The sequence below is a fragment of the Nocardiopsis terrae genome (assembly GCF_014651695.1).
In the GTDB taxonomy this organism is placed as follows: domain Bacteria; phylum Actinomycetota; class Actinomycetes; order Streptosporangiales; family Streptosporangiaceae; genus Nocardiopsis; species Nocardiopsis terrae.
Genome location: NZ_BMXJ01000003.1, coordinates 789,417 through 813,716 on the forward strand (window position 1 = coordinate 789,417; position 24,300 = coordinate 813,716).

General features: G+C 70.7%; 21 protein-coding genes. 6 read left to right on the forward strand and 15 right to left on the reverse strand.

The features are described from left to right. Window positions 1-173: 173 nt before the first annotated feature. A complete protein-coding gene (locus tag IE195_RS11470; protein WP_373295656.1) occupies window positions 174-1,067 on the forward strand; it encodes a sigma-70 family RNA polymerase sigma factor in 894 nt (297 codons plus the stop codon). A 55-nt stretch (window positions 1,068-1,122) separates the two neighbouring features. Here IE195_RS11470 and IE195_RS11475 read toward each other — a convergent pair whose 3' ends face one another. The 3 genes from IE195_RS11475 to ctaD form a co-directional block, all read right to left on the reverse strand. Then, on the reverse strand, window positions 1,123-1,980 hold the full coding sequence (locus IE195_RS11475) for a Rieske (2Fe-2S) protein (protein ID WP_191270375.1): 858 nt from the start codon (window positions 1,978-1,980) through the stop codon (window positions 1,123-1,125). Window positions 1,981-2,206: 226 nt separating this feature from the next. Continuing rightward, window positions 2,207-2,563, reverse strand: coding sequence for a hypothetical protein (locus tag IE195_RS11480; RefSeq protein ID WP_229826167.1), 357 nt, complete (start codon window positions 2,561-2,563; stop codon window positions 2,207-2,209). A gap of 55 nt (window positions 2,564-2,618) precedes the next feature. Further along, the gene (gene ctaD / locus IE195_RS11485) at window positions 2,619-4,286 is read right to left on the reverse strand and encodes an aa3-type cytochrome oxidase subunit I (RefSeq protein WP_191270379.1); all 1,668 of its coding nucleotides are present in this window, start codon (window positions 4,284-4,286) and stop codon (window positions 2,619-2,621) included. Between the two features lie 547 nt (window positions 4,287-4,833). Here ctaD and IE195_RS11490 point away from each other — a divergent pair. Beyond that, complete coding sequence (locus tag IE195_RS11490) at window positions 4,834-5,223, forward strand: DUF2267 domain-containing protein (protein ID WP_191270381.1); 390 nt, start codon at window positions 4,834-4,836, stop codon at window positions 5,221-5,223. Between the two features lie 100 nt (window positions 5,224-5,323). Here IE195_RS11490 and IE195_RS11495 read toward each other — a convergent pair whose 3' ends face one another. From IE195_RS11495 to IE195_RS11505, 3 genes are all read right to left on the reverse strand, one after another. Beyond that, entirely contained in the window at window positions 5,324-5,629 is a 306-nt protein-coding gene (locus tag IE195_RS11495; protein WP_191270383.1) for a hypothetical protein, read from the reverse strand. Between the two features lie 65 nt (window positions 5,630-5,694). Further along, on the reverse strand, window positions 5,695-7,503 hold the full coding sequence (locus IE195_RS11500) for a thiamine pyrophosphate-requiring protein (RefSeq protein WP_191270385.1): 1,809 nt from the start codon (window positions 7,501-7,503) through the stop codon (window positions 5,695-5,697). A 48-nt stretch (window positions 7,504-7,551) separates the two neighbouring features. Further along, a complete protein-coding gene (locus IE195_RS11505; RefSeq protein WP_191270387.1) occupies window positions 7,552-8,736 on the reverse strand; it encodes an alcohol dehydrogenase catalytic domain-containing protein in 1,185 nt (394 codons plus the stop codon). Between the two features lie 430 nt (window positions 8,737-9,166). Between IE195_RS11505 and IE195_RS11510 the strand changes: the two genes are divergently transcribed. Continuing rightward, complete coding sequence (locus IE195_RS11510; protein WP_191270389.1) at window positions 9,167-9,511, forward strand: DUF3140 domain-containing protein; 345 nt, start codon at window positions 9,167-9,169, stop codon at window positions 9,509-9,511. A gap of 117 nt (window positions 9,512-9,628) precedes the next feature. Here IE195_RS11510 and IE195_RS11515 read toward each other — a convergent pair whose 3' ends face one another. After that, complete coding sequence (locus IE195_RS11515; RefSeq protein WP_191270391.1) at window positions 9,629-11,719, reverse strand: catalase; 2,091 nt, start codon at window positions 11,717-11,719, stop codon at window positions 9,629-9,631. Between the two features lie 255 nt (window positions 11,720-11,974). On the opposite strand from IE195_RS11515, the gene IE195_RS11520 reads away from it, so the two are divergent. Further along, window positions 11,975-12,400, forward strand: coding sequence for a hypothetical protein (locus tag IE195_RS11520; RefSeq protein ID WP_191270564.1), 426 nt, complete (start codon window positions 11,975-11,977; stop codon window positions 12,398-12,400). Between the two features lie 72 nt (window positions 12,401-12,472). On the opposite strand, the gene IE195_RS11525 is transcribed toward IE195_RS11520, so the two are convergent. Continuing rightward, window positions 12,473-13,093, reverse strand: a complete 621-nt coding sequence (locus tag IE195_RS11525) for a TetR/AcrR family transcriptional regulator (protein WP_191270393.1) — start codon at window positions 13,091-13,093, stop codon at window positions 12,473-12,475. Next, on the reverse strand, window positions 13,053-13,631 hold the full coding sequence (locus IE195_RS11530; protein ID WP_191270395.1) for a DUF7134 domain-containing protein: 579 nt from the start codon (window positions 13,629-13,631) through the stop codon (window positions 13,053-13,055). The genes IE195_RS11525 and IE195_RS11530 overlap by 41 nt, the downstream gene beginning before the upstream one ends. Window positions 13,632-13,978: 347 nt before the next feature. Here IE195_RS11530 and IE195_RS11535 point away from each other — a divergent pair, with 347 nt between their 5' ends. Beyond that, complete coding sequence (locus IE195_RS11535) at window positions 13,979-14,911, forward strand: PASTA domain-containing protein (protein ID WP_225942413.1); 933 nt, start codon at window positions 13,979-13,981, stop codon at window positions 14,909-14,911. 45 nt (window positions 14,912-14,956) lie between these two features. On the opposite strand, the gene IE195_RS11540 is transcribed toward IE195_RS11535, so the two are convergent. After that, window positions 14,957-15,916, reverse strand: coding sequence for a threonine ammonia-lyase (locus IE195_RS11540; protein WP_191270397.1), 960 nt, complete (start codon window positions 15,914-15,916; stop codon window positions 14,957-14,959). 49 nt (window positions 15,917-15,965) lie between these two features. Here IE195_RS11540 and IE195_RS11545 point away from each other — a divergent pair, with 49 nt between their 5' ends. Further along, the gene (locus IE195_RS11545) at window positions 15,966-16,559 is read left to right on the forward strand and encodes a flavin reductase family protein (protein ID WP_191270399.1); all 594 of its coding nucleotides are present in this window, start codon (window positions 15,966-15,968) and stop codon (window positions 16,557-16,559) included. Window positions 16,560-16,587: 28 nt separating this feature from the next. Here IE195_RS11545 and IE195_RS11550 read toward each other — a convergent pair whose 3' ends face one another. The 5 genes from IE195_RS11550 to IE195_RS11570 form a co-directional block, all read right to left on the reverse strand. Further along, on the reverse strand, window positions 16,588-17,259 hold the full coding sequence (locus tag IE195_RS11550; protein ID WP_191270402.1) for a maleylpyruvate isomerase family mycothiol-dependent enzyme: 672 nt from the start codon (window positions 17,257-17,259) through the stop codon (window positions 16,588-16,590). A 95-nt stretch (window positions 17,260-17,354) separates the two neighbouring features. Then, the gene (locus IE195_RS11555; RefSeq protein WP_191270404.1) at window positions 17,355-18,416 is read right to left on the reverse strand and encodes a lytic polysaccharide monooxygenase; all 1,062 of its coding nucleotides are present in this window, start codon (window positions 18,414-18,416) and stop codon (window positions 17,355-17,357) included. A gap of 76 nt (window positions 18,417-18,492) precedes the next feature. After that, the gene (locus IE195_RS11560; protein WP_191270406.1) at window positions 18,493-19,848 is read right to left on the reverse strand and encodes a cellulase family glycosylhydrolase; all 1,356 of its coding nucleotides are present in this window, start codon (window positions 19,846-19,848) and stop codon (window positions 18,493-18,495) included. 56 nt (window positions 19,849-19,904) lie between these two features. Next, entirely contained in the window at window positions 19,905-21,305 is a 1,401-nt protein-coding gene (locus IE195_RS11565; RefSeq protein WP_191270408.1) for an endo-1,4-beta-xylanase, read from the reverse strand. A gap of 76 nt (window positions 21,306-21,381) precedes the next feature. Next, a complete protein-coding gene (locus IE195_RS11570; protein WP_191270411.1) occupies window positions 21,382-24,060 on the reverse strand; it encodes a glycoside hydrolase family 48 protein in 2,679 nt (892 codons plus the stop codon). Window positions 24,061-24,300 lie beyond the last annotated feature (240 nt).

Consider the following 24,300-nt stretch of genomic DNA (forward strand, 5'->3'; position numbering starts at 1 on the left):
CATCGGTGTTTTCCCTCCGCGCCGTCAAGGGCACCTCTGCCTCTGATGTGTTCTCCGTGGGCCGCGTCCCCCACACCAGGGGCCACGCGGAGAGCCGTCCGAAAGCGGACACCATTCCGCTTCCGTACGGAGTCCCGTACACCGAGGACGAGGAGGCACACATGCACGCACCCATGACGACCGCCGCTGCGACGGGCCCGGAGCAGGCGCCCGTAGCTCCCGCCCCCGGAGGGGAACCGGGCCAGGAGGCCTCCGCGGAGGAGCTGCTCTCGGCCCTGCAGGGCCTGAACTGGGACGATCCCCTGGCCGTGCGACTACGCGAACGGATCATGTCGCACTACCAGCCGCTGCTGAACCGCATCGCCCGTCGTTACGGGGGCCGCGGCGAGGACAGCGAGGACCTGCGGCAGACGGCCTACCTGGGGCTGGCCAAGGCGATCCGCGGCTACGAACCCGACCGCGGCAAGGCCTTCATCTCCTACCTCCTGCCCACCGTCACGGGAGAGATCAAACGCCACTTCCGGGACCACACGTGGGCGGTCCACACACCACGCACCCCCCAGTCGCGCCGCCCCCAGATGAGGCAGGTCAGGCGGGAGCTGGAACAGCGCCTGGCCCGTACCCCCTCCCACGCCGAGATCGCCCGGGAGATGGGGATCAGCGTCAAGGAGGTGGAGGAGGTCCTGCTGGTGTCCGAGGCCTACGACACCCTGTCCCTGGACGCGCCAGAACCCCGCGGGGAGGGCTCGTCCTCCCCCTGGGAACGGTTCCTGGGGGCGGAGGACCCCAATCTGGACCTGGTCGTCGAACGGGAGACCGCGCGGTCGGTCCTGAGGAGCCTTCCCGCCCGGGAGAGGCTCATCCTGAAGCGGCGCTTCTTCGACGAGTGGAAGCAGGAGCGGATCGCCGAGGAGTTGGGCTGCTCCCAGATGCACGTCTCCCGACTGCTCGCGGCCTCACTGGAACAGCTGCACAGGGAACTGACCGACGACGAGCCTCCAGGCTCCCCCCACGGGGCAGCCCGTCGGCCGACACCGGTGCCCCGGCCCAGGACCAGCCCGACCTGAGGTGGAGCGGGCGGACGACCGTGCACCCGCCCGCTCCACCGACAGTCCCTTCGGACTACCTCGCGGACACGGGGAGCCGGACCCACAGCCGACCTTCCACGACCGACGTCTCCAGGGCCTGCGGCGCAGCGGTCGCGGGACCGTGCACGACCGTGCCCCCGTCGAGCCGGAACTCGCTCCCGTGCCAGGGGCAGCGCAGACAGCCGTCGGTCAGCTCGCCCTCCGCCAGCGGCGCTCCCATGTGGGGGCACGTGCCCAGGAGCGCGTACACCGAGCCCTGCGTGCGGGCCACCACGACCGGGACGCCCTCCACCTCGTCCCCGACCGGGCCTTCCTCGGGGTACCGCTCCAGCGGCCCCAGGTCGTGCCAGCCCTCGGGCAGCAGGTCCAGGAGGTGGTCGGCGCTGTTGGCACCGGCCGCCCGGTAGTAGGCGAGGTGCCCGCCCAGCGCACCGCCGAGGCCGACGGCGCCGAGGCCGGCCAGGGCCAGAGCCCCGCCCCAACCCTGTCGTCCGCGCCCACGCACGAGGGAGGAGGCGCCGAACAACAGCGTCCCCAGTCCGTTGGCGGCGGCGTGCACCACGCCCACGCGCTGCTGGCGCTCGTGCTGTCGCGACCAGTCCGCCAACCCGCTGAGTACGGCGGGCGGGACGGTGAGCAGGCCGACGTTGACCAGCGCGCGGGCGCCGCGTCGGTGGTCCCCGGGCAGCAGGTCCAGCAGGACCGCGGCGGTCCACGCCCCCAGGGGCAGATGGATCATGATCGGGTGGAGCGGGTGCCCGAGCTGGACGCCGTGCAGTACGTCGCGCACCGCGCCGGCGGGCAGGCGTTCGGCGAGCCGGCTCATACGGGAGACCGCCGGGTCGAGGCGGTCGTCGCGTTCGATCTCGCGGATTCGTTCACCGAGTCTCATACGGCCCCGGCTACCCCCGGGCGGCGGGCGGTACTCCCCCGGATACGCGCCCCGCGCGAGCCTTGACCGGTATTTTCCCGGTGCTCGGCACGGTGGACGGGGTGTTCGTCCACGGTGGGGCTCCAGCGGCCCCAGGCACCGCTCCCTCTCCGCCATCGTCGGCCCCTCCACGCCTGCGCCGCGCTCACCGCTCCCGTGCCGGTCCCACCCGACCGGGCCTGCGGCCTCAGTCCGCGGTTCCGGCCTGCCCCCGGTAGACGAGGCTACGCAAACCCGTCACCGCGTAACGGGCGCCGCCACCGTCGGGGGTGGGCAGGACCAGAACCTCCGTGTCCCTGCCCACGGTGTCCGGAGGCAGGCGGGCGCCGTCCATGGGCCCGCCGATCACCTCGAACGCGGCCTGGTGGCGGCTGCCCAGGCAGAGCGGTACGACGGCCGCGGCCAGCGCCCCGGCGACGATGGCGAACACGGTCCCTCCGGTCCAGGTCCACATCATCATCAGACCGGCCGCGGACAGCAGGAGGGAGAAGACCCCGGCGGCCCGGCCGTTCCGGGGGACCGGGCCCGGCCGGTGGTCACTCACACCCACAGCGGGGCCTCCTCTTCCTCGGCTGCGCAACGTCTCGTTCCCGGCCCGCTCAGTTGCGTTCCGGATCGGTCCGGAACGGGGTCCCCGCGTACGGGTGGTTGAGGTCGAAGGCCGGACGCTCGGACCGGATCCGCGGCAGCGACGTGAAGTTGTGCCGCGGCGGCGGGCAGGAGGTCGCCCACTCCAGGGAGCAGCCGTGCCCCCACGGGTCGTCCACGGTGACCAGCGGCGCCCTCTTCGCCGTGATGACGATGTTCCAGAAGAAGATGAGCGTGGAGGCCGCGAGCACGAACGAGGACACCGAGGAGATCTGGTTCAGCTCGGTGAACCCGTCACCGGGCAGGTAGTCCGCGTAACGGCGCGGGAAGCCCATGGCGCCCAGCCAGTGCTGCACCAGGAAGGTGCCGTGGAAGCCCAGGAACAGCAGCCAGAACTGGAACTTGCCCAGCTTCTCGTTGAGCATCCTGCCGGTGAACTTGGGCCACCAGAAGTAGAAGCCCGCGAACATCGCGAAGACCACGGTGCCGAAGACCACGTAGTGGAAGTGCGCCACCACGAAGTAGGAGTCGGTGACGTGGAAGTCGATGGGCGGGGAGGCCAGCAGCACACCGGTCAGACCACCGAAGAGAAAAGTCGCCAGAAAACCGATACTGAAGAGCATCGGCGTCTCGAAGGTGAGCTGGCCGCGCCACATCGTCCCGACCCAGTTGAAGAACTTCACACCGGTCGGAACCGCGATGAGAAAGGACATGAACGAGAAGAACGGCAGCAGCACGGCGCCGGTCGGGAACATGTGGTGGGCCCACACGGTCACCGACAGACCGGTGATGGCGATGGTGGCCGCCACCAGGCTCTTGTAGCCGAAGATCGGTTTACGGCTGAACACCGGGAGGATCTCGGTGACGATACCGAAGAACGGCAGCGCGATGATGTAGACCTCCGGGTGCCCGAAGAACCAGAACAGGTGCTGCCAGAGGATGGCGCCGCCGTGTTCGGCGTTGAAGACCTGGGTACCCACCATACGATCGGCGCCCAGGGCGATCAGGGCCGCGGTCAGCACCGGGAACGCGATGAGCACCAGGACACTGGTGAGCAGGGTGTTCCAGACGAAGATCGGCATCCGGAACATCGTCATACCGGGCGCGCGCATGCACAGGCCGGTGGTGATGAAGTTGACCGCGCCCAGAATCGTACCCAGACCGGACACGAGCAGGCCCAGGATCCACAGGTCGCCGCCCAGGCCCGGAGAGCGGACCGCGTCGGACAGCGGCGTGTAGGCGAACCAGCCGAAGCTGGCCGCGCCGCCCGGGGTCAGGAACCCGCCGACGGCGATGAGGCCGCCGAACAGGAACAGGTAGTAGCTGAACAGGTTCATCCGGGGGAAGGCCACGTCCGGGGCGCCGATCTGCAGCGGCATGATCACGTTCGAGAACCCGACGAACAGCGGGGTCGCGAACAGCAACAGCATGATCGTGCCGTGCATCGTGAACATCTGGTTGAACTGCTCGTTGTCCATGATCTGCGTGCCCGGCGAGAACAGCTCCAGGCGCATCATGAGCGCCAGCACGCCGCCCAGGAGGAAGAAGGCGAAGGAGGTGATCAGGTACATGTACCCGATGACCTTGTGGTCGGTCGAGGACAACCAACTCACAATGATCGAACCCTTGCCCTTCACCTCCTCCGGTTCCGAGGTCCGCACACTCGTCTCAACCGACATACAGTTCCTTATCAGGATCATGCACAGGAAAGCCCGAAATGGAATCCTTCAGGGTGAAGCGAAACACGAACGAGCGAAGGATACTCCCCTACCCTTCACCATCCGGGCGACCCGCGCGAAAACGACCGTTACGATGATTCTGGTTTCGACGCCGCCCCCGAAACGACAGGGCATGCGTGCTCGACGGGGAACCGTGGCAGATCCTCCCACCCGGTCAGCCAATCTAGCAAGCCCGAAAGCTTTCACCCGGGAAGCGAATCGGCCCGGGCGGGCGCCCCCCTCGAAACACAGTTCTCCCGTTCTTACGCAGCAGCAGATTTTCCGCAGAAACCATCAGAATATTCACACGTCACCATTTTCGGCCCCGCGGGGGCCCGGAGCCCGCCCGCCGAACGAGGGGGCCTCGATCCCACCCGGGCACGAACACCGGCCCCCGATCCCGTCCCGGCCGGTCCCACCCGATCCGGTGATTCGGATCTTCCGTCGCCGGGCAGGGTGACCGGTACCGAACGAGGAGCTCGAACTTCGACGAGAGGCGGGGTGTGCGATGCGCTACGACGAGTTCCTGGCCGAGGTGCGCGAGCTCGGGGAGTACCGCGACCAGCAGGAGGCCGAACAGGTGACGACGGCGGTCCTCTCCGTCCTGGCGACCCGGCTGCCGGGCCCGACCGCGGAGAAGCTGGCCGCGCAGCTGCCGGAACCGCTGCGGGAGGGGGTCCGGGAGGCGGAACAGCCGGAGGCCGAGTCCTTCGGGGTGGAGGAGTTCCACAGCCGCGTGGCGGAGCTGCTCGGCGGACGCGCGCTGACCGCGGAACAGGACACGGGGGCGGTCCTGACGACCGTGGCCGAGGCGGTCTCCGGAGGCGAGCTGAACCAGCTCCTGAGCCACCTGCCGTCCGGCTACGCCGTGATGTTCGGCAAGGCCGAACTGTCCTGAACCCGCCCGGCCCCGGTGCGGCCCGGGGAGGGGGCTTCCCGGGCCGCGCCAGCCGACGGTATCCGGCAACGACGCCCCCACGGCCCCGTCCGGGCAGCCGTCACCGGTCGTCGAGCCGGTGCAGGGCCTCCTCCCAACGGCGGCGCCGCTCGTCGCCGGACATCTCCCACCAGGGCACACCTCTCTCACCCAGGCCCTGTTTGGCCCACCCGACCCGCTGCCTCGCTCCGCGCTCGGACTCGGGGTCCCCCGCCCGCCGTGCCGCCGCGACGGCACGTCGGGCAGACATCAGATGCCGGACCAGGCGTTCACGCACCCGGTCCGGCAGCAAGGGGTCACTGGCGCGCCACCGCCGCCCCCGAATCAGGAGGTAACGGCCGTCGGGCGTGGTCTCGGGCTCGGACACACCCCAGGCATGCCCGGTGGCGCACGGGAGCACACCGACCGCCCCGGAGGAAGGGCGGACCGCGGCTACCGGCGGTGCGGCAGGAACTCCTGGATCTTGGTGGCCAGCCCGCGAGCCGCCACCCCCACCCGGTCGGGGTCGTCCGACAGAAGCGCCCTGAGCGTGTCGGTGACCTGCTCCCGTTCGGCCTGCGGCGGGATCGGCGGAACGTCACCGTCACAGCGCACGTCCAGCACCACGGGGCCCTGCGCCGCCAGGGCCCGGTCCCAGGCCGGCCCCACGTCCTGCGGGCGGTCCACCCGGATGCCGGTGAGCCCGATCGCCTCGGCGAAGCCGGCGTAGGACATGTCCGGCAGGTCCTGGGAGTAAGGCGTCTTGGGCGATCCCGTCATGGCGCGCAACTCCCAGGTGACCTGGTTGAGGTCGTTGTTGTGCAGGACGCACACCACCAGGCGCGGGTCCTGCCACAGGTCCTGGTAACGGCGTGCCGTGAGCATCTCCATCAGCCCGTTCATCTGCATCGCCCCGTCTCCGACGAGGGCGACCGCAGGCCGGTCCGGAACCGCGAACTTGGCCCCGACCGCGTAGGGGACCGCACACCCCATGGTGGCCAGGGTGCCCGAGAGGGAGGCCCTGTTCCCCTCCCCCAGGCGCAGGAAGCGCGCGTACCAGTTGGTGACCGAACCGGAGTCGGCGGTGACCACGGCGTCATCGGGCAGGCGCGGGGAGAGCTCGCGGATCACCAGCATCGGGTTGACCGGGTCGGCGCCCACCTCGGCCTGGGCGTCCAGGACCGACCACCAGCGCCGTACGTTCGCCTCGACCGTGGCCCGCCACTCCCGGCGTCCCTTGCTCCGCTCGGCCGACGGGTTCAGCCGTTCGCTGAGCGCGTGCAGCGTACTCGCGGCGTCACCCACCAGGTTGACCTCGGTGGGATAGCGCATGCCGATGTACCGGGGGTCGATGTCGATCTCCACGGCCCGTCTGCCGAAGGGCGGCAGGAACTGGGAGTAGGGCAGGTTGGAGCCCACGATGAGCAGGGTGTCGCAGTCGCGCATCAGCTCCCAGGAGGGCTTGGTCCCCAGCAGGCCGATGGACCCGGTGACCTGGGGCAGGGCGTCGGGCAGCACGTCCTTGCCCAGGAGCGCCTTGGCGATTCCGGCACCGGTCGCGTCGGCCAGCTCCAGTACCTCCTCGGCCGCGCCCCGGGCGCCCTGGCCGACCAGGACGGCCACCCGTTCGCCCGCGTCGATCACCTCGGCGGCGCGGTCCAGTTCGGACTCGGGCGGCAGCACCGTGCCGCCGCCGACCACGCGGTCGGGTGCGCTGGACGGCACGTGCTTGAAGGCGTGCTGAGGCGGTGAGTAGTCGAGTTCCTGGACGTCGGCGGGGATGATCACCGTGGTCGGGGCCCGTTCGGACAGGGCGGTGCGCACGGCCCGGTCCAGGACGTTGGGCAGTTGTTCGGGGACGTTGACCGTCTCCAGGAAGGCCGAGGACACGTCCTTGAACAGGCTGTGCAGGTCGATCTCCTGCTGGTAGGCGCCGCCCATCGCGCTACGGCTGGCCTGGCCGACCAGCGCCAGGACCGGCACGTGGTCGAGTTTGGCGTCGTACAGGCCGTTGAGCAGGTGGACCGCCCCCGGCCCGCCGGTGGCCATGCACACCCCCAGACCGCCGCCGAACTTGGCGTATCCCACCGCCTCGAACGCGGACATCTCCTCGTGGCGGCTCTGCACGAACCGCGGCCCGTCATCGACCTCGGCCATCTGCGCGACCAGCCCGTTGACGCTGTCCCCCGGATAACCGAAGATCTCGGTGACCCCCCACTGCGACAGCCGACGCAACAGGTGGTCTGCGACGTTCTGCACCATGTCCGCTCCTCTCCGCGGCCGTACGCTCCGTCCCGCACACCGGTCGGTTCAGGGTGTGAAGACCACCTTGAAGGTCCCGTCCTCCTTGTGCTGGAAGCGCCGGTAGGCGTCGGGCGCGTCCTCCAGGGACAGGTGGTCGGTGGCGAAGTCCTCCACTCCCAGGACGTCCTCCTCGTCCAGTAGCGGGAGGATCTCGGGCACCCAGTGGCGGACGTTGGCCTGCCCCATCCTCAGCTGGATCTGTTTGTCGAAGAGTGTGAGCATGGGCAGCGGATCGGCCATACCGCCGTAGACACCGATCAGGGAGACGGTTCCGCCGCGGCGCACCAGGTCGATCGCGGTCCGGAACGCGGCCAGGCGGTCCACCCCCGTGGTCTCCATGAGCTTGGCCGCCGCTCCCCTGGGCATCAGGGCGGCCGCGCGCTGGGCGAGCCAGGCCGATCCGTGCCCCTGGGCCTCCATGCCCACAGCGTCGATCACGGCGTCCGGTCCCCGTCCACCGGTACGGTCGCGGACCTCCCGGACGAACTCGTCGGTGTCCTCGGCGGGGTCGAACACCTCGGTTCCCCGGGCGGCGGCGCGGATGCGCCGTTCACGCACCGGGTCCGCGCCGAACACGCGCCCCGCCCCCAGGTGTCGGGCCACCCGGCAGCACATCTCCCCGATCGGCCCCAGGCCCAGGACGGCCACGGAACCCCCGAGGGGGACGTCCGCGTACCTCACGGCCTGCCAGGCCGTCGGCAGCACGTCGGACAGGAAAAGGTAACGGTCGTCGGGACCCTGGTCGGGGACAGGGACGGCGTTGTTCTCGGCGCGCGGCACCCGTAGGTACTCGGCTTGGGCGCCCGGCACCGAACCGTAGAGCGAGCTGTAACCGTAGATGCTCGCGCCCATCCCCTGTTCCTCGACCCGGGTGTTGTCACACTGGGTCTGGAGCCCCGTCTCACACATCGGACAGTGGCCGCAGGAGATCTGGAAGGGGACGGCCACCCGCTGGCCGGGGGTCAGCGAGACGACGTCCGAGCCCACCTCCTCGACCACGCCGAGCGGTTCGTGCCCGAGGACGTCGCCGGGGGTCATGAACGGCCCGAGGACCTCGTACAGGTGCAGGTCGGAACCGCACAGGCCGGAACTGGTCACTCGGATGAGGGCGTCACCGGGCTGTTCGATGCCGGGGTCGGGGACGGTCTCGGTCCGAACGTCTCGTGTACCGTTCCACAGCACGGCGCGCATGGTTCCCCCTGGTCACATAGCCGCTCGACGGAGGGGCCCGCCCGGATCCCCCCAGGCCGGGCGGGGCCCCTCCTCTTTCCGGAATGGTCTGTCAGCGGTTGGGCTCCGCCGCGCTCACGTCCGCCAGCACGGAGCGCTCCCCGAGCGCCTGCGCGAGGTCGCCCATGGTCACTGCCTCCTCCGTGTTCGTCGTTCTCATGGACCGCCCTAACCCGCCTCCGTCGCGGTGAAACCTCATCCGTCCCGCCGTCACCCCGAGCCCGGCCGATCCGGAGCCGAACGTATGAACGCGCGGTACTCGGGGTAGCCGTTCCCCAGACAGGGCGGTGCCGGGTGTGTGAGGGCACACCGTCACCGCCGGTTCCGGGACGCCGGGGCCACCCGTCCTCGGGCCGGTCCCGGAGTCCACGACCTGAGAGGGGGCGCCGCGATGGCGGCGAGTGATCCGGAGGTCGATCGCCTCTGGGAGGAGTTCCACGCCTCGGTCAACATGACCGGTGAGGAGCTGCGTCGCTGGCTTCTCACCGACGCTTCGGGGGAGGAGGCGTTTCCCGCCGGTGGTGATGTCAGCGCCGAGGGGGAGCACGTCGTCCAGCTCCTGGACAAGCGCCGAACGGACGTGACGTCCTCCGACGTCGAGCTGATGGAGCGGGTCACCCGGTTCGTGCAGGACGAGCTGGCGCAGCCACGCCGCCAGGACGACGACTGGCGCAGGAAGCTGATGCGCGTCGGCCACGACCCGCTGAAACCCGACTCCGGGCCGTCCGACACCTGAGTCCGGCGCCGGGGAGGGTCCGCACCGGACGGGACCAGGTGACCGGTCGCGGGTGGAAGGACGCCTTCCACCCGCGACCGTGCCTCGCGTCGGCCCCGTGCCGGTCCCGGCGACGGGTCAGGCGGAGACGGCGTCGGTGGGCCGTTCCCAGTGCCGGTGCAGTCCGATGAGCCGCGCGAACTCCTCGGTCAGGTCCGAGTCCGCGCCCGGGGACCGCACCACCCCTTCGATGCTCTCCGTCTCCAGCGGTGACTCGGACAGCCTCCCGGGCAGTCCCCCGCCCGAGAGCAGGGACGTCCCCTGGCCGACTGCGGCGATCGGCTTGTGGTGCTTGTAGGCCTCCAGGACGAAGTGGCGCGCCTCCCCGTCCTCCGCGAGCGAGGCGACCGAATCGGGGCCGCCGGGAACCGCGACCGCGTCGTAGAGCACCGAGGAGACCGTGGTGTAGGAACGGTCCACCGGCAGGTCCCCGCCCTCACGGGTGCGCACCGCACCGTCCAGGGGGGCGAGCATCTCGACCACGGCGCCCCGGCCCACGAGGGCGTCACGCAGCGCCTCGGCGGCGGTGCCGTCCACCCCGTGGTCGACGAGCACGGCGACCTGGCGGCCGGTCAGGTCACCGAAGGCCGTGTTGGCCTGGCTGAGCGCGGGCGAGGAATCGCCGTGACCGGCCGCACCGGGGTCCTCCGGGGGCTCCACCCCCACCCCCTCGGCGACGGCGACGGCGAGGCCGTGGTCGACGTTGACCAGGTTGGCCACCTCGCGCTGGCGCACCGCGAGTTCCTCACACTTGCCCAGCTCGAACCGGAACGCGGCCACCAGGTGGTCCCGCTCCCAGTCGGCGAGGCTGTTGTAGAACAGTCTGGCCTGGGAGTAGTGGTCCTTGAAGCTCTCCGCCCGTTTGCGGACCTTGGCGCCCTCGACCTTCTCGGTGTAGTGCCGGTACACCCCCTCGTCGGCCAGGGCCGGGCAGCCCCCTCCCAGGGAGTTGGGGTAGTAGGAGGTCTGTCCCCGGTGCACACGGTGCTGGGAGAACCCGTCACGCTGGTTGTTGCTCACCTCGGCCACCGGCCGGTTGACCGGGATCTGCTGGAAGTTGGAACCGCCCAGGCGCAACAGCTGCGTGTCCAGGTAGGAGAAGTTGCGGGCCTGGAGCAGGGGGTCGTTGGTGAAGTCGATCCCCGGAACCACGTTGGCCGTGTGGAAGGCGACCTGCTCGGTCTCGGCGAAGAAGTTGTCCGGGTTGCGGTCCAGGACCATCCTGCCGACGGGGCGGACCGGGACCTGCTCCTCGGGGATGAGTTTGGTGGGGTCCAGCAGGTCGAAGTCGAAGTCGTGCTCGTTCTCCTCCGGAACCAGTTGCACGCCCAGCTCCCACTCGGGGTACTGGCCGCGTTCGATGGCCTCCCACAGGTCCCGACGGTTGTAGTCGGGGTCCTTGCCCTGGATGCGTTGGGCCTCGTCCCACACCAGCGAGTGCGTGCCCAGCAGCGGCTTCCAGTGGAACTTGACGAAGGTGCCCTGTCCCCGGTCGTTGACGAACCGGAAGGTGTGCACCCCGAAGCCCTGCATGGTGCGGTAGCTGCGCGGGATCGCCCGGTCCGACATCAGCCACATCATCATGTGGGTGGCCTCCGGCTGCAGGCCCACGAAGTCCCAGAGGGTGTCGTGGGCCGACTGGGCCTGCGGGATCTCGTTGTGCGGTTCGGGTTTGACCGCGTGCACGAAGTCCGGGAACTTGACGCCGTCCTGGATGAAGAAGACCGGCATGTTGTTGCCGACCAGGTCGTAGTTGCCCTGTTCGGTGTAGAACTTGACCGCGAAACCCCGCACGTCGCGCACCGTGTCCGCCGACCCGCGCGATCCGGCCACGGTGGAGAACCGGACGAAGACCGGGGTGGTGACGCCGGGGTCGCTGAGGAAGTGCGCCGCGGTCAGGTCGGACAGGCCCTCGTAGGGCGTGAAGTGACCGTAGGCACCCGCACCCCGGGCGTGCACGACCCGCTCGGGAATGCGCTCGTGGTCGAAATGGGTGATCTTCTCCCGGACGTGGAAGTCCTCCAACAGGGTCGGACCGCGCTCACCCGCGCTCAGGGAGTTGTCGGTGTCCTCGACCCTGACACCGGTCTCGGTGGTCAGGGGCCCCTCGGAGTCGGTGCGGTCGTTCTCCAGCTGTCGGTTCTTGGCGTCCGGTGTTTCCTCGTTCATCCTCGAAACCCTCCCGTCGGGTGGCTCCCACATCGGTGGGCCGTCGTGGTTCGCCCTGACCGGACCGGTGCTCGCACAAACATCTGCGGATCGGACACCGGTCGGGCGGGGCACGTGTAGACGGCGGCTGCGTCGGCTAGGGGTGGGGATGGGTACGAGACAGCCACTGATCGCGGGGGGACGATGGGGAGCGCAACGGAGCGGATGCGACGCCGCCCCTGGTTGAAGGGGGCGGCCAGGGGTGCCGTGGGCGCGATGGCCATGAGCGGGATGCGGCAGGTCGCCGTGGGTCTGGGGATGATCGAGCGCACACCGCCCGAGGCCATCCTGCGGGAGGGGGTTCCGTCCCTGCTCCACGAGGTGCCCGCCCACCGCCGTACCGCCTTCATCGAGCTGGCGCACTGGGGTTACGGTGCGGCCGCGGGCGCTGCGTTCGGTCTGGTACCGGCGCGCGTCCGGGGGGCGAGACTGACCGGTCCCGTGTACGGGGTGCTCGCCTGGGGCCTGTTCGAACTGGCCCTGGCTCCGGCGCTCGACCTGGCCCACGCGCACAGGGTACGGCCGCAGGAGAGGCTGGCCCTGCTGGTGGACCACGCGGTCTTCGGCCTCATCGTCGGGGCGCCGCCCGAAGCGGACATCACCGAAGCCGAGCAGGGCACGGACGATCAGGACCGGAGCTGACCTTCGCACGGTTTCCGCGGCCCGCGGACTCCCGGCGTCCCCGGCGCCCGGCCGGTCGGGCGCCGAGACCGGTCAGGCTCCGAGAAGGGTGTCGACCAGCTCCGCGGCGTGCAGCTCGACGGGCGGGAAGTCGTCGTCGTGACCGAGGAAGGCCTCGAGGAAGCCGCGCTGGAAGCAGGCGCCGACCAGCAGGGAGGCGGCGGACCCGGGGTCCACGCCCGCGGGGAGGCGCCCCAGGGCGCGTTCGTCGTCCAGGTAGGCGGCGAGAGCGCGGTTGACGTTGAGGGGACCGGCTCCGTGTCCGGCCATTCCCCCGCGGTGGCGTGCGAGCAGACCTGGGTCGGCGAACAGCGAACCGAGCATGGGCGCCCCGTGGCGGTAGAAGGCCACGGCCCGGGGCACCAGGTCGAGCAGGGTGCCGCGCACGTCCTCCCGGCCGACCCGGCCGGGGAGTTCCGCGAGTACCTCGACGAACGGGGGGAAACGGTGCCGCATCACCGCCAGGAGCAGGTCCGACTTGTCGGTGAAGTGCTTGTAGAGGGTCGCCTCGGAGTAACCGGCGGCGCGGGCGATCTCCTTGGTGGTGGCCCTGGCCATCCCGAGCTCGCGCAGGACCTCGGCGGCGCTGTCCAGGAGGTGTTCGCGGGTTCGCTCAGGTGTGGAGCGGCGTCGTCTCCCGGGCTCGGTTGCCATGGCGCTCCTCGTGTTCGTTGAGCTCTCGGTGGCACCGCACCAGTTCTCCCGCGACGTAGGAACCCACGAGGAAGAGCGCGGTGACGGCACCGAAGGCGATCCAGGCCAGCATAGCGACGCCGGGGTCGGGGAGGCCCGCGGTGCGGGTGTGCACCCACCACAGGGAGGCGCCCAGGCCGACCGCGGTGGCCAGAGCGGGGATCATTCCGGGCAGGGCGAGGGCGGAGGCGGTGTACAGGGCGACCATGGGCGCCAGGAACATGCCGAGTTCGTGGTCGCGCAGCAGGAAGGCGGCGTAGGCGAGGGTCGCCACCGCCAGGGTGGTGGTCGGCAGCCGGCGCCGCCAGTACAGGGCCCCGCAGCCCACGATCACCAGGGCGAAGGACAGCGGGTCGATCTGTCTGGTGGCGGCCCATCCGTCGACGGGGTCGAGGGGTGGGCCGGTCAGGGCGCCGTAGGTCGCGAAGAGTTCGACGAGCAGGACCACGGTGGCGACCAGGGCGTCGAAGGCCCGGGGGTGACGGTCCGCCAGGGGCATGACAACCTCCGTTAGTGAGTATGTACTCACTAACTTATGGCGAAAGTCGTCCGCCCACAAGGGATCGGGAACGAACCGCGGGCTTCGCGCCCCGCAGGGCGTGAAGTGACCGAGTGGGTGATCTTCTCCCGGACGTGGAAGTCCTCCCACGGGGTCGGCCCGCGCTCACTCGCGCCCGGGGAGTTGTCGGCCGCGGGACCAAACCTCACCCTTCGTGTTTGAGCTGACCGAATCCAGTGATCCGGCCTGTTCCGATCGACCGGTTTCACTAAGGTCGGGGCAGCCGCACCGCGCGGCGCGGTGACCGGTGCCCGCTCCACCCTCCCCAGCAAACGAGACGGAGTCCGATGACCTTTCCCCCACCCGTGCCCGGAGCCGCCCCGAACCCCGCACGGAAGAAGCTGTCCCCGCTGGCCAGGATAGGGCTGGGATGCGGTGGATGCGCGACCCTGGCCTTCCTCGGGTTCGTCGGTCTGGTCATCCTCGCCATGATCCTGCCGCCACCGCCGTCCGAGGAACCCGTGTCGGTGTCCGTGACCGAATCCCCCTCGCAGGAGCCGGTGCTCGAACTGGTGGGGCTGGACCTGCCGGACGCCGAGGATCGGCTGGACGAGGCAGGTGTGGACCTCGGCGAGCTGGTGCTCGCCGCGACCGGCGCAGAGGCGGAGTGGACCCGTTCAGCGATGGTCGTGTGCGGCCAGGACGTGACGGAGGACCTGGCCGACCTGACCGTGGCGCCGGAGGGAGTGGACTGCCCCGAGGACGAGGACGCCACCGAGGAGTGGCCGGAGCTGCCGAAGTTCACCGACGGGTCCGTCGGCGACGCTCGCGAGTGGGCCGAAGGCGCGGGCCTGACCGTCGTGGTCGAGAGCGCTTTCGGGGACGTGGAGGCCCCGAAGCCGGCGGACGCCTCCGGGGACTCCGTGTGCGGCCAGTCTCCTGAGAGGGGCGAGAGGTCGGCACCGTTCGCCGACACCCTCATGGTGAAGCTGTTCGTGGTCTCCGCGGAGCAGGACTGCCCCGAGGAGATCGGCGACCCCAGTCCTGCGCCGGAGCCAGCGCCCGAACCGGAGCCCGAGCCGGAACCCGAGCCCGCACCGGAGCCCGCCCCCGAGCCGGAACCCGCTCCCGAACCGGCTCCGGACCCCGGCCCCGTGCAGGGTGTGCACCCGGGGGCCTTCTGCTCCCAGCACTGGCAGTACGGCCACACGAGCAAGGGGACGCTCATGCAGTGCACGACCACCGCCGAGGATTCGCGTTTCCGCTGGCGCGCCGCCTGACCGGGCGCGCCCGGTTTCCCAGACGCGCCGGGCCACTGGCCGGGTTCAGGCGGTGGCGACCAGCCGGGCGAACAGGTCCGGATCGACGTTGCCGCCGGAGAGCACCGCGACCGTCGCCCCGGGGCGTTCCGGGGCGACGTCCACCCGGCCGGACAGCACCGCCGCCGCGGCCACCGCCCCGCTGGGTTCGGCGACCAGACGGGCGCCGTGCGCGAGCGCGGCCACCGCCCGGGCGATCTCGTCCTCGGTGACGGTAACGATCCCGTCCAGGCGCTCCGCCAGGTGCGCGAAGGTGCGTTCGGACAGGCAGGCGCGCACCCCGTCAGCCATGGTCCGGTAGGTGCGCTCCGGCCCCCAGTCGACCAGCCGCCCCGCCCGGAGGCTCTCGGCGGCGTCGGCCGCCAGTTCCGGTTCCACCCCCACCACCCGGACCCGCCGGGGACGCGCCGCCCGGGCGGCGGTGGCCACGCCCGAGGCGAGCCCTCCCCCGCCCACCGGGACCACGATGGTGGTGACCTCGGGCGACTGTTCCAGGATCTCCGACCCCACGGTGCCCTGGCCGGCGATCACCCGGGGGTCGTCGAACGGCGGGACCGGGACCAGGTGCTCACGGTCCACGAACCCCTCCACGGCGGCGAGGCGTTCGGCCGGCGGCACGGTCACCACCCGCGCGCCGTACCCCCGGATCCGCTCGACCTTGACCCGGGGAGCCCCCTCCGGCACCACGACCGTGCAGGCCACCCCCTGCCGGGCCGCGGCGCGGGCCAGCGCGAGGCCGTGGTTGCCCGAGGAGTGGGTGACCACCCCGTACCCGCTTCGGACCGGGTCGAGCAGGGCCACGGCGTTGGTGGCCCCGCGCAGCTTGAAGGCCCCTGTGGGTTGGAGGCTCTCCGGTTTGAGGAGGAAACCCGCCCCCTCCGGGGCGGCCGTCAGGGGTGTGCGCAGCACGTGGCCCCGGATCCGGGCGGCGGCGGCCCGGACGTCGTCGGCTGTGACCAGTTCCATCCGGCGAGTATGCCCGCGCCCACCCCCGGCACACGGGATAATCGTGCCGATGCGCAACGAACAGAGCCCCGCCGACCTGCCCGGACGGGCCTTCTACAAGCTGATGACGTCGGTGGTGGTCCCGCGCCCGATCGCGTGGGTCTCCACCACCTCCGAGACCGGCGTGGACAACCTGGCGCCGCACTCCTTCTTCACGGTCTCCTGCACCGAACCGCCGATCGTGCAGTTCACCTCGGTGGGACGCAAGGACTCCCTGCGCAACGCCGAGGCGACCGGCGAGTTCGTGGTCAACCTGGCGCCCGAGTCGCTCCAGGACCAGGTCAACGCCAGTGGTACCCCCTACCCGGAGCACGTGAGCGAGTTCGACGCGCTCGGGATCGAGCGGGAGGCGAGCACGACCGTGCGCCCGCCCCGGGTCGCCGCCTCACCGGTGGCGGTGGAGTGCGCACTGCACTCGACGCTGCGCCTGGGCGACTCCACCGTGGTCTTCGGACGTGTGCTGAACGTGGCCGTGGACGAGAGCGTGCTGGTGGACGGCCACCCGGAGGTCACCCTGCTGCGCCCGCTGGCACGGCTGGGCCGTAACGAGTGGTCGACCCTGGGCGAGGTGCGGGCGATCGACCGCCTCCCCTACACACCCTGACCGTCCCCCGCGGCGCGGACCCCGGCGGTCACACCTCCAGGTCGGACTCGGCCGCGGGCAGGGTGGGCAGGAACGGAGCCACCGGGGCGGGGTCTCCGCCGGTCCAGTCCAGGGCCAGGATCTGGGCGAGGCTGCGCCGACCCGTCACCGCTCTGGCCAACTCGTGGGCGGTGCCGCTCAGGGTGAGCGCGGCGCCCTCCCCGAGGTTCCACTCCTGGCCGGTGTCGGTGGCCACCACGCGCACGGAGGGCAGTTCGGCGGGCCAGCCCTTGGCCAGACCGCCCAGCGGGAAGTCCGCGAGCTGGTCCGCGTCCTCGGTCTGGGCACCCAGGCCCAGGGCACCGCGGATGTCGTTCTCGTGGTGCCAGACGTCCAGCGCGGGCAGGGAGTAACGCCGCCGGCTCTCGGTACGCATGATCTCCAACAGGGCCGGGGCGCTCTCGCGCCATTGGGCGGAGATCTCCCCGATGCCCAGGTGGGCGCGGTCGGCGACCTGGCGCCCGGTGACCTCGTCGCCGGCCGGGGGTGTGACCTGACCCGAGACCACGTCGGCGCTGAGACCGGCGAGGTGGGCGTAGACCTGCTGGACGGTCCAGTCCGGGCAGGCGGGGACGACGGTGCCGAGCTGGGTCCCGTCCAGGTTGGCGGCCAGGTCCAGCAGGCGGTTCTGGCAGTTCTCGTAGATGCGCGCGGAGTCCATCGGACCATCGTAACTAACACCGTTAGGAAACGACCGGCCCGGTCCCGGGAGGAGGGGCCCGGGACCGGGCCGGCCGATGGGGGGCCGGAGCGGGTTCAGGACTCCTGGCACTCCACCTCGGGTGGGATGTTGACGCCTTCGAAGGTGGCGGTGAAACCGAAGGAAGCGGAGTCACCGGCCGCGAGGGTGCCGTTGTGGGCCGCGTTGGAGGCCTCGACGTGCGCTCCGTGGTTCACCGCCGAGGCGTTCCAGATGTTGGTGATCTCCTGGTTGTTGGCGAACACCCAGTCCACCATCCACCCGGACACCCCGTCCTCGCCCGCGGTGACCTCGACCTCGGCCTGGAAGCCGTTGGCCCACTCGTTGGTGACCGCGTACTCGGCCGTGCAGTACTCCCCCGCGGGCGGGTCCGTGGGGTCCGGGTCCGGCGGGTCAGTCGGGTCGGGGTCGGGCGGGTCCGTGGGGTCCGGGTCCGGTCCGGGCCCCGGGTCGTCGCCGAAGACGACGTCGGAGCAGTTGTAGAAGGCCTCCGGGCTGTCAGAGCGCTCCCAGACCGAGTAGACGATGTGGCGTCCCTCCCGGTCGGGCAGGTCCACGTCCCAGTAGTACTCAGCACCCGCCTCTCCCCCGCTGCGCAGCGGGGGGTCGACGGCCTCGTCGATCAGTTCCAGGTCGTCCCAGTTCAACGGTGAGTTCGGGTCCCAGCCGTCGACCGTGACGTAGGTGAGGAAGGTCCCCGGGTGGGCGGCCCAGGCGTTGTGGTGGAACTCCACCGTCGTGTTCGGCTGCAGCTGGGTGGACGGCCAGTCGGTACGGGCCGCGTTGAAGGCGCTGAACTGCTCGGTCGGCCCGCACAGCTCACCGTCGGCGACGAACTCCCGGTGCTGGCCCGCGGAGTCGCTGATCAGGTTGCCGAACCAGTTCCAGAAGGCGTAGTTCCCACCCTCCTCGAGAGCGTCCGCGCAGGCGTCGTTGACCGGCTGGAGGGCGCCCCCGGAGCTGCCACCGGTGGCGTCCTGGAAGCAGGCGTAGGTGCGTGAGGCGGGGTAGGTGAAGGCTCCGTGGGCCTCGGCGGGTTGGGGGGCGGCGACGACGGCGTAGCCGATGGCCAGGCTGCCGAGCGCCAGGGGCACGGCGATGGTGTGACGTGACCGCATAGGTCACTCCTTCGTTGCTTGTCGGGGGGACCCGGCCGCACTGGATGCGCGGCCGGGGACTGGCGCGTACGCGCGGTCAGGAGACCGCGGCGCACTGTACGTCGGGCACCGTGACGGTGCCGGTGCGGTTACCGGTGAAACCGAAGGAGGTGGACTCCCCCTCGGCGAGTGCGCCGTTGTAGGCGACGTTGGCGGCCCGGACCAGGGGCCCGTCCTGGGTGACCGAAGCGTTCCAGGCACTGCTCACGCTCGCGCCGCCGGTGTGGGTCCAGGTGGTGTCCCAGCCCGTGAGGTCGGTCAGCGCGGTAACGGTGACCTCGGCCTGGAAGCCGCCGTCCCACTGGCCGACGACGCTGTAGACCGCCTCGCAGTCGGAGGCGGCGGGCGGCTCGGTGGGCTCGTCCGTGGGGTCCGGGGTGGGCGGGTCGGTGGGCTCCCCGCCGCCGTAGACGGGCGCTTCGACCGAGGTCTCGGCGATCCCGTCCGGCCCGTGGAAGATCCGCTCGCCCCAGGGGGTCAGGGAGTCCACGTCGAAGTCCTCGACCATGTCCAGGTAGTCGACGCCCTCACTGTTACCGCTCCAGGACCAGCCTATGTAGCCCAGGCCGAGCCGTTCGGTGTGGTGCATGATGGCGTCCTCGTCGGGGTTGCCGTCGCTGTGGTCGAAGCCGAACTCCCCGACCAGCAGGGGCAGTCCGCTGTCGGTGAAGTGCTCCAGGTAGTCGACGACCACCGACTCCTGTTCGTAGACGCCGTACATGTGGATGGAGAACACGGTGTTGGCGTGCGGGTCGGAGTCGAAGACGCCCTGGGCGCCCTCACGCATGGTGTGCGCCCAGTCCTGCCCCCAGTTGGGGGCGTCCACGACCAGGGTGTGGTCGAATCCGGCCGACCGGAGGCGCTGAACGGCCTCGGAGGTGTCGTCGGCCCAGTTCTGGTTGGCGGCGGCGTCGTTGCCGTAGGGCTCGTTACCGATGTTGACGAGGACGTGGTCCTCCTCGCCCTCGAGCACGCTCTGGGTCCGCAGCCAGTAGTCGACGGCCTGGTCCAGGGTGGCGGCCTCGGACTCCTCGCCGTAGCCGGTGGTGTCGTGGACCTCCAGCATGCAGATCAGCCGGTTGGCCTTGCACAGCGAGACCACGTTGGCCACGTCCGAGGGTCCGTTCTCCTCCCAGCGGTCACCGCTGCTGAGGACGACGCGGACCGTGTTGGCGCCCAGCGACTTGATGTCGGCGAAGGAATCGGTCTCCTGGGTGTACCAGGAGTGGGGGTGGCTGACCCCGCGTACCACGAAGTCGTTTCCCGCGGCGTCGACGAGGCGCCCCTCGCTGACGCGGAACCCGGTGTCGGCGTGGGCGGGCAGGACGTGGACGAGCAGAGCAGCGATCAGGGCGAGGACGGCCGCCGAGGCGATCGTCAGGCGTTGTCTCATGGGGGACTCCGTTCTGGAGGGGCGCCCCGTGCCCTCGGGCACGGGGCCGTGACGGATCATCGTGTGGTGCAGCTGTGCTCACCCAGGGAGAAACCGTCGGGGACCGCCGGCCCGCCCGTGTGGGTGGTCTGGAAACCGAAGGAGACCTGGCCCCCTGGGTCGAGGCTGCGGTTCCACCCGACCGGACCGGCTGTGACGGCGGTACCGGTCTGTTCGACCGAGGCGTTCCAGGAGGAGGTGATCTGCTCGCCGGCGGGCCGCTCCCAGGCCAGGGACCAGTCCCGGATCGCGGAGTCCGAGCCGTTGTACACGCTCACCTGCACCACCGCTCCCCGGTCCCACCGGGAACTGATGTCGTAGGAGACCTCACAGGTGCCGGTCCCCGGCTCGCCGGGGTCGCCCGGGTCCTGGCCGTCGCCGCCCAGGGCCTCGTGGATCGACCAGTAGGCGGGTTTGGGGGCGTAGTCCTCGTCGACGGGCAGTGCCGCGCCCTGTCCGTCGAAGTGGTCCGGGACCCAGGAGTAGGCGTCGGTGACGCCCCACACCGTCACACCGGAGCAGCCGGGGACGGCGAGGCAGGCGTTGACGACCCGGGTGTAGTCCCTGGCCTGCTGTTCCAGCTTCTGCTGGGTGACGGGAAGCTGCATGCGGATGTCGAGTTCGGTGATCATCACCTCCAGGCCCAGGTCGGCGAAGCGCTGGATGTTGCGCTGGATGTCCGAGGGGACCTGTCCGGAGACCAGGTGGCCCTGGAAGCCGATGCCGTCGAGCGGCGCTCCCTGTGCCAACAGGTCCTGGGCCAGTTCGTAGTAGGCGTCGCTCTTGGCGTTGATCCCGTCGATGTTGTAGTCGTTGATGAACAGCGTGGCGTCGGGGTCCGCCGCCCGGGCCATGCGCAGGGACTCGGCGACGAAGTCCTCGCCCAGGGTGCGGTGGAACACCGAGTCCCTGAACTGCGCGTCGTCGCCGATGGGCTCGTTGACCACGTCCCAGGACCCGATCTGTCCCCGGTAGCGGCCCATGGTGGTGCCGATGTGGTCCTCCATGACCCGGGTCAGCTCGGCGGGGGTGAAGTCGCCGTTCTCCACCCAGGAGGGAAGCTGGCTGTGCCACACCAGGGTGTGGCCGTGGATCCGCTGGCCGTTCTGTTGGGCGAACTCCACGAGCCGGTCGGCGCCGGACCAGGAGTACTGGCCCCGTTGGGGCTGGACGCTCTCCCATTTGAGGGCGTTCTCGTGGGTCACGGAGTTGAACTCCGCGGCCGCGGTCCGTCGGTAGTCGGCCTCGTCCAGTCGGTGGGCGGCGACCGCGGCGCCCATCCGCAGTCCCTGTTGGTCGGCCAGGTCGCGGAGCGGGGCCTGTTGTGCCTGCGCGGCGGTGGCGGTTCCGGCCGTCAGGAGGACGGCTGCGGTCAGTGAGGCGAGTGCGGCCCGCACCCGTCGGGGGGTTCTCGGCATGGTCTCTTCCTCGGGTGACTGGTGGTGCGGGGCCGGGCGGTCTCGCGCACCCGGCCCCGTGCACGGCGGCGGCTCGCTACGGCCCGAAGAGCTCACCGTGCGTGGCCAGGGCCGTGGCCACGTCGACCTGGGCCCAGAAGCGGTGGTAGGTGAACTCGGGGGCCGGCCCCCCGTTCAGGTAGTCCTCCACCTGTCCCCAGTTCGGGTCGTCCCGGTAGAAGGAGCGGACGGAGGCGAAGGTGGAGTCGGAGTCGATGACGTCGCCGTTGGGCATCGTGCCGGTCCAGCCCTGGGGGACGTAGGTGCCCTCTCCGGTGGCCGGATCGTAGGGGTCGTCGAACCGCTCGTAGTCCGCCCTGACCTCCGGGACGGCCACACCGAGTTCCCCCTCGTGCTCCAGGAGCGCGTCCAACAGGGACTCGGCGGTCTCCAGGGAGTCCTCGTCCCCGGTGGCGGCGGAGTAGTGCATCAGGGTCTTGGCCAGGCCCGCCGCGATACCGACGTCCTGGTTGTGCGAGACCACCTCGACGCCCAGGCCCGGGTTGCCCGTGGACGTACCGGTCCAGGTGTCGGGCGCGCCGGTCCACTCCATCTCGGCGGGGACGGCGAAGTCCCCACCGGTACCGACCGTGGTGTTGGCGATCGCCCAGGGCACCCAGGAGTCGAGGATGTCCCCGGCACGTTCGTCACCGGTGAGGCGGTGGTACTCGGCGACCCTCTCGATGTCCCAGACCTGGAAGCCGAACCACTGGTTGGACGGCGGGTCGTGCCAGACCGGCTTCTCGTCGTAGTACATGCCGTAGAAGGTCGGGGTGCCCGCGGGCGGCTCGCCGTAGACGCCCTCCCAGCTGTTGGTCGCGCCTCCGGCGATGCCGCCGTCGGAGGACTGCAGCCACTGGAGGAACTCCAGCTGGCGGTCCAGGCTCACGCCCCAGTCGTCGGCCCCGGTGGCCGACCGCGGCCGCAGCGCCTCGGTCTCCGAGAGGGCGTAGGCGGCCATCACGTTCTGGTAGCCCTGGTGCGCGGAGGAACCGCCGATGCGCCAGGCCCAGGGGTACTCGGCGCTCTCCAGGGCGCCGCCCCAGGAGTAGTACCAGGACAGCAGGTAGTGGGCGGAGTCCTTGCCCGTTCCGGGCGGGCAGGTCTGGGCCCCGACGCAGTCGCCGACCTCCTTGAAGTACTTGTCGAACATGGCGTAGCGCAGGTAGTCGCCCATCATGGACGCCTTGGCGACGCTGTCGGCGATGTCGGACTCGTTGCCCTGCTCCGAGGCCCACTCGTGGGCGAGGTAGGCGACCTGGACCGCTCGGGCGTCGGCGTCGGGCGCGTTGGTGTAGCGCCACTGCTCGGAGTAGGTCTCGTCGTCGGTGAACAGGTCGAGGTAGCCGCTGTCCCCGCCGTGCTCGAAGGTCTCGCAGGAGGGGTGCGGGACGGTCTCCCAGACCGACTCGTTGGAACCGCGCTGGAAGGTGTTGAAGTAGGACGGGGCGTCGTCGGTGCCGTCACCGCAGAATCCGAAGCCGTAGGTGTTGTCCACGTCCAGCAGCCAGTGCATGCCGTAGACCTCGTCGGTGCCGTAGGTACCGCTGAGCTCGTCGGCGAGGGGGTCCTCGCCGGTCTGGACCTCGGGTCTCAGCGGCATCGGGTAGTCGCTGGGCTCCAGCGACTCGGCGATGTAGGTGGCCGGTGCGGCGGGGTCGTAGGAGGCGTTCGTGGGCTGGTCGGCGGTCCCCGGTACGGCGAAGGCCTCCATGGACTCCCAGGCGGAGTTGAAGGGGGCCCAGTCCTGGGTAATCCGACCGTAGGTGGCCTCCAGCCACAGGTAGTAGCTGTAGGCCTCGGAGGTGGTGGCGTGGCCGTGGTCGGGGGCCTCGACGATCAGGGTCTCCACGGCGTGGTAGGGCACCAGGAGTCCGTCGAAGTCACGGAAGTAGCCGCTGTCGGGGTCCTTGATCCTGTCGTACTGGTCGAGGAAGCGCTGCTCGTAGTCGCTGGTCGCCTCGGTGCGTTCCCTGGCGGTGACGACCACGGGCTCATAGCCCTGCGCCGAGACGGTGAACTCGGCCCGGGCGGGTTCGTCCGAGGAGGCGCCCGAGGAGGCGATGGTGACCTCCTGGGCCGTGTCCCAGTCGGTCTCGTCGAAGGACAGGGGCTGCGGAGAGTGCACGGAGAGGCTGTCGCTGCCCTGGGTGCGTTCGACGGCGACCTGCACCCCGCTGTCCGGTTCCGCGGACAGGGCGACCTCGAAGCTCGCCTCTCCCGCCGGGTCCAGGGTGAGCGTGGCGGGTTCGACGAGCAGCGTGTGCTCCGGAGGGGGCGGGTCCTCATCGTCGTCGCAGTTCACACCGTTGAGGGTGAAGCTGTCGGGGACGGGGTTGTCACCGTCGTGGTCGGCCTGGAAACCGAAGGTGGCGCTCGCACCCCCGGCCAGTCCCGGAGCCCAGGCGGGGCCGCTCGCGGTGACGGAGTCGGCGTCCTGGACGACCTCGGCGTTCCAGGCGTTCGTGACCTGCTGGCCGGAGGCGAACTCCCAGCCCAGGGACCATTGGGGCAGGTCGGCCGCCTCGTTGGTGAGCGTGACCTCGGCGGTGAAACCCGAACCCCAGTCGTTGGTGACGCGGTAGTCGACCGAACAGGGGCTCTGGGCCTGGGCGGGGCCGGCCGGGAGCAGCGCCGCGACCAGGGCGACGGCGAAGAACAGGGGGCCGGGGCGCGGGCGTCGGCCCGTGCGCCGGTCGGAGCGGGGGGTGATCACGTTGTCCTCCTGCGGGGGACCCTCCTCGGCGCTGCCGGTGCCCGGGGCGCGGGGGTGCGCGTGGCGGTACCACCGTGCGGGCGCACGAGACGGGGCGGGGGTCTGTGGAGGGGCTCGGGGCGGCGGTGCCGCCGTACCGGGCCAGACGTTGTGTGCCGGGGAACGTGGGCGGTGTTCCCGGGGTGGGCGCCCGCCCCGGGGTGGGGAGGGGCGGGCGCCCGGTTGTCGGGGTTGCTGTTG

Bases quoted from the DNA above. Each gene is read 5' to 3' on its own strand.
- IE195_RS11470 (WP_373295656.1), top strand. From the start codon at position 174: ATGACGACCGCCGCTGCGACGGGCCCGGAGCAGGCGCCCGTAGCTCCC.
- IE195_RS11475 (WP_191270375.1), bottom strand. From the start codon at position 1,980: ATGAGACTCGGTGAACGAATCCGCGAGATCGAACGCGACGACCGCCTC.
- ctaD (WP_191270379.1), bottom strand. From the start codon at position 4,286: ATGTCGGTTGAGACGAGTGTGCGGACCTCGGAACCGGAGGAGGTGAAG.
- IE195_RS11490 (WP_191270381.1), top strand. From the start codon at position 4,834: ATGCGCTACGACGAGTTCCTGGCCGAGGTGCGCGAGCTCGGGGAGTAC.
- IE195_RS11500 (WP_191270385.1), bottom strand. From the start codon at position 7,503: ATGGTGCAGAACGTCGCAGACCACCTGTTGCGTCGGCTGTCGCAGTGG.
- IE195_RS11505 (WP_191270387.1), bottom strand. From the start codon at position 8,736: ATGCGCGCCGTGCTGTGGAACGGTACACGAGACGTTCGGACCGAGACC.
- IE195_RS11510 (WP_191270389.1), top strand. From the start codon at position 9,167: ATGGCGGCGAGTGATCCGGAGGTCGATCGCCTCTGGGAGGAGTTCCAC.
- IE195_RS11515 (WP_191270391.1), bottom strand. From the start codon at position 11,719: ATGAACGAGGAAACACCGGACGCCAAGAACCGACAGCTGGAGAACGAC.
- IE195_RS11520 (WP_191270564.1), top strand. From the start codon at position 11,975: ATGGCCATGAGCGGGATGCGGCAGGTCGCCGTGGGTCTGGGGATGATC.
- IE195_RS11525 (WP_191270393.1), bottom strand. From the start codon at position 13,093: ATGGCAACCGAGCCCGGGAGACGACGCCGCTCCACACCTGAGCGAACC.
- IE195_RS11530 (WP_191270395.1), bottom strand. From the start codon at position 13,631: ATGCCCCTGGCGGACCGTCACCCCCGGGCCTTCGACGCCCTGGTCGCC.
- IE195_RS11535 (WP_225942413.1), top strand. From the start codon at position 13,979: ATGACCTTTCCCCCACCCGTGCCCGGAGCCGCCCCGAACCCCGCACGG.
- IE195_RS11540 (WP_191270397.1), bottom strand. From the start codon at position 15,916: ATGGAACTGGTCACAGCCGACGACGTCCGGGCCGCCGCCGCCCGGATC.
- IE195_RS11545 (WP_191270399.1), top strand. From the start codon at position 15,966: ATGCGCAACGAACAGAGCCCCGCCGACCTGCCCGGACGGGCCTTCTAC.
- IE195_RS11550 (WP_191270402.1), bottom strand. From the start codon at position 17,259: ATGGACTCCGCGCGCATCTACGAGAACTGCCAGAACCGCCTGCTGGAC.
- IE195_RS11555 (WP_191270404.1), bottom strand. From the start codon at position 18,416: ATGCGGTCACGTCACACCATCGCCGTGCCCCTGGCGCTCGGCAGCCTG.
- IE195_RS11560 (WP_191270406.1), bottom strand. From the start codon at position 19,848: ATGAGACAACGCCTGACGATCGCCTCGGCGGCCGTCCTCGCCCTGATC.
- IE195_RS11565 (WP_191270408.1), bottom strand. From the start codon at position 21,305: ATGCCGAGAACCCCCCGACGGGTGCGGGCCGCACTCGCCTCACTGACC.